The sequence below is a fragment of the Streptomyces sp. NPDC002138 genome, assembly GCF_040296485.1.
In the GTDB taxonomy this organism is placed as follows: Bacteria; Actinomycetota; Actinomycetes; order Streptomycetales; family Streptomycetaceae; genus Streptomyces.
Genome location: NZ_JBEOXE010000121.1, coordinates 1 through 10,653 on the forward strand (window position 1 = coordinate 1; position 10,653 = coordinate 10,653).

Below are 10,653 nucleotides of genomic sequence, written 5' to 3' on the forward strand. Positions count from 1 at the left end.
GGCCCCCCCCCCCCCCCTCCGCCCCGGGGTGGCGGCCCCTGGGGGGCCGGCGGGGCGCGCCCCCCCCCCCCCGCTGCTCCCCTCGGCCGACCGGCTGCCCGAGGCCTGGCTCACGAACCGGCTATCCCCCGGGCACCCGCTCGCGCAGCGGCGGGCCGCGCACCGGCTGTTGCGGGCCCGCGGCGGCGTGGCCGGACTGCGGGCCGGTGTGCTGCTGCTGGAGGACCCGGACCCCGGCCTGCGCAGGCGGGCCGAGCACTGCCTCCAGGCCCTGTGGTCGCCGTACGGCCCGCCGCCGCTGCCGATCGGCGATCCCGAGGTAGGAGCCCTGCTGGAACGCTGCACCGGGCTCTTCAGTGACTACGTCCTGGGGGTGATGCGCTCACGGCTCGGACTCACCGGGGGCTGACCGGCGACGGGAAGGATACTGACGGCATGGGAAAGACTCACGAGCACATAGACGGCCGGCTGCGCGCCTTCATCGAGGCGCAGCCGATGTTCTTCACCGCGACCGCGCCCCTGTCGGGTGACGGGCACATCAACCTCTCCCCCAAGGGGCGGGCCGGGACCCTCGTCGTCATCGACGAACACACCCTGGCCTACCTGGACTTCGGCGGGAGTGGCGCCGAGACCATCGCCCACGTCCGGGAGAACGGGCGGATCACCCTGATGTGGTGCGCCTTCTCCGGGCCGCCCAACATCGTGCGGGTGCACGGCGAGGGTGAGGCCGTGTTCCGCGACGACCCGCGCTGGGGCGAGCTGATCGCCCTGTTCGGCGACGCCGACGGGCCCTCCGCCCGCGCCGTGATCGTCGTACGGACGCGGCGGATCACCGACGTGTGCGGGTACGCCGTCCCCTTCATGGAGTACCAGGGCGAGCGCACCCTCCACGCGGAGTACTTCGGGCGCAAGAGCGACGAGGAGTTCGCGGCGTACTGCGAGAAGAAGGAATTCATCGAAACGAGCATCGACGGCCTGCCCGCGCTCCCACTGCCCCTCCCTCCGCGTACCGTCTGACGTGTGCTGCGAACCGCCGTCGTCCTCGGCTCACTGCTCGTCACCTCCCTGCTCGCGCCGCAGGCCGCGCTCCACGGCCCGCCGTGGGCCGGACCGCTGCCCGACCGGCTCGCCGACACCGGCGGCGGCCGGCAGCTGATCACCGCCGTCGCCCCGACCGCCGGTTCCACCACCGGGCGCCTCACCTGGTGGGAGCGGCGCTCCGGCCGGTGGGTCCCGATGGGCAGGGCGCCGGCCCGGTTCGGGGCGAAGGGCCTCACCGAGGGCGCGACCCGCGTGCAGAGCACGAACACGACGCCCGCCGGGCTGTACGACCTGCCGTACGCCTTCGGCATCCGGCCCGCGCCGGTGGGGACGGCGTACCCGTACCGGCCGGTCCGGGAGGGGTCCTGGTGGTGCCAGGACAACGCCTCGGCCCAGTACAACCGCTGGGTGGAGCCGCGGCCCGCCGACTGCGCGCCGGGCGAGGCCGAGCACCTGGTGGGCTACGCGAAGCAGTACGCCCACGCCCTGGTCATCGGCTTCAACTACGACCGGCCGGTGCGCGGACGCGGCGCCGGGATCTTCCTCCACGTCAACGGCAAGGGCGCGACGGCGGGCTGTGTGTCGGTGCCGGAGGAGTCCATGCGGGCGATCCTGCGCTGGGCCAGGCCCGAGCGCCGTCCGCACATCGCGGTGGGCACCGAGTCGGGGCCGCTGGACGTGACCCGGTACTGAGCCCCACGGCTGGCCGGGTGGGCTTAGAACGCGCCGCCGCTGTCCACCCAGGTGTCGAACTCCACCGGGCGCGGCTCCCGGTGGTCGACGCGGGCCAGCAGCTCCGGGTCCAGGGCGACCAGGTCCGGATGCGGGGGCAGCGCGGCGCAGTACGCGCGGAACGGATCGCGCCGCTTCGGCCACAGCCGCACCATCCCCATGGCCGCGAGCAGCGCGCCGAAGGCCCCGACGGCCACCGCGAGGACGAACGTCTCCATCAGCACGATCCCGCGCAGCGAGTCCGGCCGGGAGAGCACCACGAGCTGGAAGCTGTACCAGGCGACCACCGCCATGATCAGGAGTATCGCGAGGTCGGCGAGCCGGTCGCGGTCGCGGACCTCGGCGAGCCGCGGGTGCTTCGCGTCCTCGGCGGCGAGGAACTCCTCCCGGGCCGCGCGCAGCGCCGTGTCCCCGGACAGGTCGGCCACGCCGGTGGGCCGGTCCCGGCGGACCAGCGCGGCGAGCACGGCGGCGGGCACCGGATGAACCGGAGTCGGGCCCGGATCCGGATCCGTCCCCCGGTGCGGGCTCCCCGGGGTGACGCTCAGCCGCCCCCGCTCGTCGATCTCCACGGAGCCGTCGAGCAGCAGCCGGGCGACGGCGGGGCGGTGCGTGTCCTCGCCGCGCCCCGCCAGCGCCACCGCGTGGTACGGGTCCGGCGGGGCGGTGGCCAGCAGCGCGGCCGCGGCCCGGTCGGCCCGGTCCCGCAGCCGCCACAGCACTCCGAGCACGGCGTAACAGGCAAGGGCGACGGCAGCGGCCTCGAAAACCTCTGCCCAGAGGGGGTGTTGGCTCATGCCCCCAGGGTCGCCCTCAGCCCTCCTTCTGCGCCAGACGCAGGAGGTGATCGGCGAGGGCCTGGCCGCCCGTCGGATCACGGCTGATCAGCATCAGGGTGTCATCGCCCGCGATCGTGCCGAGGATGGCCTGGAGTTCGGCCTGGTCGATCGCCGAGGCGAGGAACTGGGCGGCACCCGGCGGGGTGCGCAGGACCACGAGGTTCGCGGAGGCCTCCGCCGAGATCAGCAGCTCACCGGAGAGGCGCCGCATGCGCTCCTCCTTCGCCGACTCGCCCAACGGGGCCTGCGGGGTGCGGAATCCGCCCTCGCTCGGCACCGCGTAGATCAGCTCGCCGTTGGTGTTGCGGATCTTCACCGCGCCCAGCTCGTCGAGGTCCCGGGAGAGCGTCGCCTGGGTGACGCTCAGCCCGTCGTCGGCGAGCAGTTTGGCCAGCTGGCTCTGGGAGCGGACCGGCTGCCGGTTGAGGATGTCCACGATCCGGCGGTGGCGGGCGGTCCGGGTCTGCGGAACGGACTGGCCTCCCCCGGACTCCGTCCGGGGGGACCCCCACGGCTCGTGTTCCTGCGCCTGGCTCATCGTCGTCTCATTCTCCGGATCCGTCCCCGCTGGCCGCGTCGAGGATGCCGGGAAGTGCGCGGACGAACGCGTCCGCCTCGGCCTCGGTGAGTACGAACGGCGGCATCAGCCGTACGACGTCGGGGGCGGGCGCGTTGACCAGGAAACCGGCATCCTGAGCCGCCTGCTGCACCTTCGGTGCGAGGGGCTCGGTCAGCACGATACCCAGCAGAAGGCCCGCGCCGCGGACATGCGAGACCAGCGGGTGCCCGGCGCTCTCGATTCCGGCGCGCAGCCGCTCGCCCCGCTCCTTGACCCGGTCGAGGAGTCCGTCGGTGGCGATGGTGTCGATCACGGCGAGGCCGGCGGCGCAGGCGACCGGGTTCCCGCCGAAGGTGGTGCCGTGCTGGCCGGGCCCCAGCAGGTCGGCGGCCGGGCCGAAGGCGGCGAGGGCGCCGATCGGCAGTCCGCCGCCCAGACCCTTCGCGAGCGTGACGAGGTCGGGTTCGACGCCCTCGTGCGCCTGGTGTTCGAACCACTGGCCGCAGCGGCCGATGCCGGTCTGCACCTCGTCGAGGGCGAGCAGCGTGCCGGTGGCGCGGGTGATCTCGCGGGCGGCGCTCAGGTAGCCGGCCGGGGGGACGACCACGCCGTTCTCACCCTGGACCGGCTCGAGCAGGACGAGGGCGGTGTCCTCGGTGACGGCGGCCCGCAGGGCTTCCACGTCGCCGTAGGGCACGTGGGTGACCTCGCCGGGCAGCGGCAGGAACGGGGCCTGCTTGGCGGGCTGGCCGGTCAGGGCGAGGGCGCCCATGGTGCGGCCGTGGAAGCCGCCGGTGGTGGCGACCATGTGCGTGCGCCCGGTCAGCCGGCCGACCTTGAAGGCCGCCTCGACCGCTTCGGCGCCGGAGTTGCAGAAGAAAATCTTGCCAGTGCGGCCGAAGAGCTGGAGCAGCCGCTCGCCGAGCGCGATGACGGGCTCGGAGGCGTAGAGGTTGGAGACGTGGCCGAGCGAGGCGATCTGGGTGGAGACGGCCTCGACGATCGCCGGGTGGGCGTGGCCGAGGGCGTTGACCGCGATGCCGCCGACGAAGTCGGTGTACCGCTTGCCGTCCGCGTCCCAGACCTGGGCGCCCTCGCCGCGGACGAGCGCGAGCGCGGGGGTGCCGTAATTGTTGGTGAGCGCCGCCTGCCAGCGGGCTCCGTACTCCTGGTTCGAGCTGTTCCCGGTCACGGGGTGTCCCCTCCCTGCGCGTCGGGCACGACCATCGTGCCGATGCCCTCGTCGGTGAAGATCTCCAGCAGGATCGAGTGCTGGACGCGCCCGTCGATCACGCGGGCGGTGCTCACGCCGCCGCGGACGGCGTGCAGGCAGCCCTCCATCTTGGGGACCATGCCGCTGGACAGCTCGGGCAGCAGCTTCTCCAGCTCGCTGACGGTGAGCCGGCTGATGACCTCGTCGCTGTTCGGCCAGTCCGCGTACAGCCCCTCGACGTCGGTGAGGACCATCAGGGTCTCGGCGCCGAGGGCGGCGGCGAGCGCCGCGGCCGCGGTGTCGGCGTTGACGTTGTAGACGTGCGCGTCGTCGGCGCTGCGCGCGATGGAGGAGATGACCGGGATCCGGCCGTCCGCCAGGAGCGCCTCGATCGCGCCGGTGTCGATGGCGGTGATCTCGCCGACCCGGCCGATGTCGACGAGTTCCCCGTCGATCTCGGGCCGGTGCCGCACGGCGGTGATGGTGTGGGCGTCCTCGCCGGTCATGCCGACGGCGAGCGGGCCGTGCTGGTTGAGCAGCCCGACCAGCTCGCGCTGGACCTGCCCGGCGAGCACCATCCGTACGACGTCCATCGCTTCCGGGGTGGTGACGCGCAGGCCGGCCTTGAACTCGCTGACCAGGCCGTGCCGGTCGAGCTGGGCGTTGATCTGCGGGCCGCCGCCGTGCACGACGACGGGCTTGAGGCCCGCCTGGCGCAGGAAGACGACGTCCTGGGCGAAGGCGGCCTTCAGATCCTCGTCGATCATGGCGTTGCCGCCGAACTTGATGACGACGACCTTGCCGTTGTGGCGGGTCAGCCAGGGCAGCGCCTCGATGAGGATCTCGGCCTTGGGGAGCGCGGTGTGCTTGCGGGCACTGCCGACGGGGCCGCTCATGAGGAGTACGCGCTGTTCTCGTGGACGTACTCGGCGGTCAGGTCGTTGGCCCAGATGACAGCCGACTCGCTGCCGCTCGCCAGGTCGGCGGTGATGCGGACCTCGCGGTCCTTCATCGAGACCAGGTCGCGGTCCTCGCCGACGGAGCCGTTCTTGCAGACCCAGACACCGTTGATGGCGACGTTGAGCCGGTCCGGGTCGAAGGCGGCCTTGGTGGTGCCGATCGCGGAGAGCACCCGGCCCCAGTTCGGGTCCTCGCCGTGGATGGCGCACTTGAGCAGGTTGTTGCGGGCGATGGACCGGCCCACTTCGACGGCGTCGTCCTCGCTGGCCGCGTGCACGACCTCGATCCGGATGTCCTTGCTCGCGCCCTCGGCGTCGCCGATGAGCTGGCGGGCCAGGTCGTCGCAGACGGTCCGCACGGCCTCGGCGAACGCGTCGTACGCGGGGGCGACGCCGGAGGCGCCGGAGGCGAGGAGCAGCACGGTGTCGTTGGTGGACATGCAGCCGTCGGAGTCGACCCGGTCGAAGGTGGTGCGGGTCGCGTCCCGCAGCGCCTTGTCGAGGGTGGCGCTGTCCAGGTCGGCGTCGGTGGTGAGGACGACGAGCATGGTGGCCAGGCCCGGGGCGAGCATGCCCGCGCCCTTGGCCATGCCGCCGACGGTCCAGCCGGCGGCGTGCGAGACGGTCGCGGTCTTGTGGACGGTGTCCGTGGTCTTGATGGCGATGGCCGCGGCCTCGCCGCCGTCGGCGGTGAGCGCCTCGGCGGCGGCCTCGATGCCGGGCAGCAGCTTGTCCATGGGCAGGAGGACGCCGATCAGCCCGGTGGAGGCCACCGCGATCTCCCCGGCGTTGTGCGCGCCGCCGAGGACGGTGGCGGCCTTCTCGGCGGTGGCGTGGGTGTCCTGGAAGCCCCGGGGGCCGGTGCAGGCGTTGGCGCCGCCGGAGTTGAGGACGACGGCGCTGACGGCGCCGCCGCGCAGGACCTGCTCGGACCAGTGGACGGGGGCGGCCTTGACGCGGTTGGAGGTGAAGACGCCCGCCGCGGCCAGGCGGGGTCCGTGGTTGACCACGAGGGCCAGGTCCGGGTTGCCGTTCGCCTTGATCCCGGCGGCGATGCCGGCGGCCGTGAATCCCTGTGCTGCCGTGACACTCACTGCATCTCCTTGTTCGCTTCTCCGCACCCGCAGCGCGCCGGTGCGGCCATCATCGTCGTCATCAGCCCGGTGGCTGCGCGTGCGACGCTCACGGTGCGACTCCGATCGTGGAAAGACCCAGGCTCTCGTGGAGCCCGAGCGCGATGTTCATGCTCTGCACCGCGCCACCGGCGGTGCCCTTGGTCAGGTTGTCGATGGCGCTGATGGCGATGATCCGCCCGGCGGACGCGTCGTACGCGACCTGGACCTGAACGGCGTTGGAACCGTGGACGGACGCGGTCGCGGGCCACTGCCCCTCGGGGAGCAGGTGGACGAACGGCTCGTCCGCGTACGCCTTCTCGTAGGCCGCGCGCACCGCTTCGGCGGTGGTGCCGGGGACGGCCTTGGCGGAGCAGGTGGCCAGGATGCCGCGGGACATCGGCGCGAGGGTGGGGGTGAAGGAGACGGAGACCGGGGCGCCCGCGACGGCCGAGAGGTTCTGGACCATCTCGGGGGTGTGCCGGTGGCCGCCGCCCACGCCGTACGGGCTCATGGAGCCCATGACCTCGGAGCCGAGCAGGTGCGGCTTGAGCGCCTTGCCCGCGCCGGAGGTGCCGGTCGCGGCGACGATCACGGCCTCGGCCTCGGCGAGCCGGTCCTGGTAGGCGGGGAAGAGGGCGAGGGAGACGGCGGTCGGGTAGCAGCCGGGCACGGCGATGCGCCGGGAACCCACCAGCGCGGCGCGGCCGCCGGGCAGCTCGGGGAGGCCGTAGGGCCAGGTGCCGGCGTGCGGGGCGCCGTAGAAGGCGTCCCAGTCGGCGGCGGACTTCAGCCGGTGGTCGGCGCCCATGTCGACGACGAGGACGTCCTCGCCGAGCTGGGCGGCGACGGCGGCCGACTGGCCGTGCGGCAGGGCGAGGAAGACGACGTCGTGCCCGGCGAGGGCCTCGGGGGTGGTCGCCTCGAGGGTGCGTCCGGCCAGCGGCACGAGGTGCGGCTGGAGCGGCCCCAGGAGCTGTCCGGCGTTGGAATGGCCGGTCAGCGCGCCGATCTCGACCTCGGGGTGGGCCAGGAGCAGGCGCAGCAGCTCTCCGCCCGCATACCCGCTCGCTCCGGCCACCGCAACACGAACCACCATCGGACCCTCCTCGTCGATGGCATGACTATACGTTTCGACGCACGTTTATGCAAAGCTCCGCCGGCGCCTCGGGGGGTCCCACGGGGACCGCGCGGGTCACTCCGGCAGGGCGGGGTTCTCGCCGATCGCGGCGAGGAGTTGCAGCGGCCACTCGGGGTCGGCCTGGCCCACGGCGAGGGCGGCCCAGCGGCCCGACCCGCGCGGGCGCCACACCCGCATGTCGGCGGCCAGAGCGCACAGGATGCCGATCGGCTCGGGCACGGGCCCCGCCCCCTCCGGGCCGTCACCGGTATCGCACCAGGGCCGGAGATCGACCACATCGGCCGGGCCCCAGCGCTCCGTGAGCAGGGTCGCCAGCGCGGCGAGCCCGGCCTCGACGGCCTCCTCGGCCTCTTCCACGAGCTCCGTGCTCCGGTCCTCCCAGAAGTCCCGGCTCTCCGCGAGCACCGCCACGTGATGGCCCGGCCCGGCCCACCCGTCACCCGCCCGCTCCTCCCGCTCGGGAAAGGGCATGGCGTACAGACTCTCGACACGGTGCAGCAGCTCCTCGACGGAGCGCGCCGGATCCTGGGGCGGCATGCGCGCAGACTAGTGCCGCGTCAGGCAACGTTTGCCCGTCAAGGAGCGGCGCACGTGCCGGGCGTCGCGACGGGGCGAACATTGCCTGACGCGGCACTAGTGCGATGCTGGTGCGTGTGACGATCGAGGACCTCGTACGGCTGCGGCGCGCCCGGGACGCCATGGACCGCGACTACGCGGAGCCCCTGGACGTTCCCGCGCTGGCGGACATCGCCCTCATGTCGCCCGGGCACTTCTCCCGCAGCTTCCGCGCGGCCTTCGGCGAGACGCCGTACAGCTACCTCATGACCCGCCGCGTCGAGCGGGCGAAGGCACTGCTGCGCCGGGGCGACCTCAGCGTCACCGAGGTCTGCTTCGCGGTCGGCTGCACCTCGCTCGGGTCGTTCAGCTCCCGCTTCACCGAGCTGGTCGGGGAGAGCCCGAGCGCGTACCGGTCACGCCGGCACGAGGCCGGCGCCGCCATCCCGGCCTGCGTCGCCAAGATCCTCACCCGGCCGGCCAGGAACGGCCCGCGGGCGAGGACCCCGGAAGCGGACCCGACACGTTGACGCGAGCACGGGCGGAATCCGGCGCCACGTCGTAGCGTCGCAGTCATGACCATCAAGCTCTCGCAGTGCTTCATCGCGGTCGACGACCACGACAAGGCACTCGCCTTCTACCGCGACACCCTCGGCCTCGAAGTGCGCAACGACGTCGGCTTCGAGGGGATGCGCTGGGTCACCGTCGGCTCGCCCGAGCAGCCCGACGTGGAGGTCGTCCTCGAGCCGCCGCTCGCCAACCCCAACGCCTCGCCCGCCGACAAGCGGGCGATGGCGGAACTGCTGGCCAAGGGCATGCTCCGCGGTGTGATCTTCACGACCGACGATGTCGACGCGACCTTCGAACGCATCCGGGCCGCGGGCGCCGAGGTGCTCCAGGAGCCGGCCGACCAGCCGTACGGCGTCCGCGACTGCGCCTTCCGCGACCCGGCGGGCAACATGCTCCGCTTCAACCAGCCGCGGAACCGCTGACCGGAGACCGCCGACCCGGCCGGCCCCGTCACGCACCTGTGCCCCGGTCCCGACGGCGCGAGCCGTGGGACCGGGGCACAGGTGTCGAGCGGTGGAAGGCGCTCAGGAACGCTCAGCGGCGCTCAGGAACGCTGGTCGCCGGACTTGGCGGCGCGCTCCGCGTTGCGCTCCTTGATGCGGACCGTCTCCTTGCGGACGTCGGCCTGCGTGGCGCGCTCCTTCTGGAGCCACTCGGGCAGCTCGGCCTTGATGGCCTCGATCTGCTCGGTGGTGAGGGCTTCCGTGACGCCTCCGCGCGCGAGACCGGCGATGGAGACGCCGAGCTTGGACGCGACGACGGGGCGCGGGTGCGGACCGTTGAGGCGCAGGTCCTGGAGCCACTGGGGCGGATCTGCCTGGAGCGCGCTCAGCTCGGCCCGGGAGACGACACCCTCCTGGAACTCGGCGGGTGTGGCCTCGAGGTACACACCCAGTTTCTTCGCCGCGGTCGCGGGCTTCATGGTCTGGGTGTTCTGGTGCGACGTCATGGGGTCAAGAGTATCGAGCGTGTGCGCTACCTCCGACCACGACCGGTAACCTGGCCGGGTGACAGGCTCGGAAACACCCCCTTCGTTCCGGCTCGCGTACGTCCCGGGAGTGACGCCCACCAAGTGGGTGCGGATCTGGAACGAGCGGCTGCCCGACGTTCCGCTGACGCTGGTCCAGGTGACCCCCGGCGAGGCGCCCGCGCTGCTCCGCGACGGCGGCGCCGACGCCGGTTTCGTGCGGCTGCCGATCGACCGTACGGATCTCAGCGCGATCCCCCTCTACACCGAGACCACCGTGGTCGTGATCCCCAAGGACCACCTGATCACGACGGCCGAAGAGGTCTCCACCGGCGATCTGGCCGACGAGATCGTGCTGCACCCCCTCGACGACACCCTCGAGTGGGAGCAGCTGCCGGGCAAGCCCGCGATCGCCCGCCCCGAGACGACGGCGGACGCGATCGAGCTGGTGGCGGCGGGGATCGGCGTCCTCGTCGTCCCGCAGTCGCTCGCCCGTCTGCACCACCGCAAGGACCTCACCTACCGGCCGCTGACGGGGGCGCCGGAGTCGCGCGTCGCGCTGTCGTGGCCGGAGGCGGACGAGGCCCCCGAGCTGGTGGAGGAGTTCATCGGGATCGTGCGCGGGCGTACGGTCAACAGCTCGCGGGGCCGCACACCGACCCCGCCGCAGCCGAAGAAGGCCAAGCGCCCCGACGCCGCCGCGGCGCGCCGCAAGCCCGCCGGGGGCAAGCCCACACCCGGCAAGAACCCGCGCGGCGCCTCCGGTGGCGGTGCGAAGGGCGGCGGCGCCAAGGGCTCCGGCGGCAAGGGCGGCGCCAAGCGGGGCAAGCCGCGCGGCCGTTGACCCCGACCACCTTCGCGGCCGCGGCACTAGGGGGTGTCTGACGGATGTCCGCGGCGTCGCGGCGCCCGGCACGCGCTCTCGCCGCACCGACCGAAAACCCGAGTACGTCCAGTACACGGGC

13 protein-coding genes and 1 pseudogene are annotated in these 10,653 nt (G+C 73.2%); 6 read left to right on the forward strand and 8 right to left on the reverse strand.

Annotation, left to right across the window (positions count from 1 at the left end):
- The 3 genes and pseudogenes from ABT084_RS36955 to ABT084_RS36965 form a co-directional block, all read left to right on the forward strand.
- A pseudogene (locus ABT084_RS36955) lies at window positions 1-409 on the forward strand (hypothetical protein); the annotation flags it as partial.
- Between the two features lie 26 nt (window positions 410-435).
- A complete protein-coding gene (locus ABT084_RS36960; RefSeq protein ID WP_351053961.1) occupies window positions 436-1,017 on the forward strand; it encodes a pyridoxamine 5'-phosphate oxidase family protein in 582 nt (193 codons plus the stop codon).
- A gap of 6 nt (window positions 1,018-1,023) precedes the next feature.
- Entirely contained in the window at window positions 1,024-1,734 is a 711-nt protein-coding gene (locus ABT084_RS36965; protein ID WP_502969290.1) for a L,D-transpeptidase family protein, read from the forward strand.
- A gap of 23 nt (window positions 1,735-1,757) precedes the next feature.
- On the opposite strand, the gene ABT084_RS36970 is transcribed toward ABT084_RS36965, so the two are convergent.
- The 7 genes from ABT084_RS36970 to ABT084_RS37000 form a co-directional block, all read right to left on the reverse strand.
- Window positions 1,758-2,570 carry a hypothetical protein gene (locus ABT084_RS36970; RefSeq protein ID WP_351053964.1) on the reverse strand — a complete coding sequence of 271 codons (813 nt, stop codon included), beginning with the start codon at window positions 2,568-2,570 and terminating at the stop codon, window positions 1,758-1,760.
- Window positions 2,571-2,586: 16 nt separating this feature from the next.
- A complete protein-coding gene (locus ABT084_RS36975) occupies window positions 2,587-3,150 on the reverse strand; it encodes an arginine repressor (RefSeq protein ID WP_351053967.1) in 564 nt (187 codons plus the stop codon).
- 7 nt (window positions 3,151-3,157) lie between these two features.
- Entirely contained in the window at window positions 3,158-4,363 is a 1,206-nt protein-coding gene (locus ABT084_RS36980; protein WP_351053970.1) for an acetylornithine transaminase, read from the reverse strand.
- The gene (argB, locus tag ABT084_RS36985) at window positions 4,360-5,280 is read right to left on the reverse strand and encodes an acetylglutamate kinase (protein WP_351053972.1); all 921 of its coding nucleotides are present in this window, start codon (window positions 5,278-5,280) and stop codon (window positions 4,360-4,362) included. The genes ABT084_RS36980 and argB overlap by 4 nt, the downstream gene beginning before the upstream one ends.
- Window positions 5,277-6,437, reverse strand: a complete 1,161-nt coding sequence (argJ, locus tag ABT084_RS36990) for a bifunctional glutamate N-acetyltransferase/amino-acid acetyltransferase ArgJ (RefSeq protein WP_351053975.1) — start codon at window positions 6,435-6,437, stop codon at window positions 5,277-5,279. Before argJ ends, argB begins: the two co-directional genes overlap by 4 nt.
- An 88-nt stretch (window positions 6,438-6,525) precedes the next feature.
- A complete protein-coding gene (gene argC / locus ABT084_RS36995; protein ID WP_351053978.1) occupies window positions 6,526-7,554 on the reverse strand; it encodes an N-acetyl-gamma-glutamyl-phosphate reductase in 1,029 nt (342 codons plus the stop codon).
- A 96-nt stretch (window positions 7,555-7,650) separates the two neighbouring features.
- Entirely contained in the window at window positions 7,651-8,133 is a 483-nt protein-coding gene (locus ABT084_RS37000; protein ID WP_351053980.1) for a hypothetical protein, read from the reverse strand.
- Between the two features lie 116 nt (window positions 8,134-8,249).
- Between ABT084_RS37000 and ABT084_RS37005 the strand changes: the two genes are divergently transcribed.
- On the forward strand, window positions 8,250-8,681 hold the full coding sequence (locus ABT084_RS37005; protein ID WP_351053983.1) for a helix-turn-helix domain-containing protein: 432 nt from the start codon (window positions 8,250-8,252) through the stop codon (window positions 8,679-8,681).
- A gap of 45 nt (window positions 8,682-8,726) precedes the next feature.
- A complete protein-coding gene (locus tag ABT084_RS37010; RefSeq protein WP_351053986.1) occupies window positions 8,727-9,143 on the forward strand; it encodes a VOC family protein in 417 nt (138 codons plus the stop codon).
- A 122-nt stretch (window positions 9,144-9,265) separates the two neighbouring features.
- On the opposite strand, the gene ABT084_RS37015 is transcribed toward ABT084_RS37010, so the two are convergent.
- The gene (locus ABT084_RS37015) at window positions 9,266-9,670 is read right to left on the reverse strand and encodes a DUF5997 family protein (protein WP_351053989.1); all 405 of its coding nucleotides are present in this window, start codon (window positions 9,668-9,670) and stop codon (window positions 9,266-9,268) included.
- Between the two features lie 58 nt (window positions 9,671-9,728).
- Between ABT084_RS37015 and ABT084_RS37020 the strand changes: the two genes are divergently transcribed.
- On the forward strand, window positions 9,729-10,532 hold the full coding sequence (locus tag ABT084_RS37020; RefSeq protein WP_351053992.1) for a LysR family substrate-binding domain-containing protein: 804 nt from the start codon (window positions 9,729-9,731) through the stop codon (window positions 10,530-10,532).
- The last annotated feature ends 121 nt before the right edge of the window (window positions 10,533-10,653 follow it).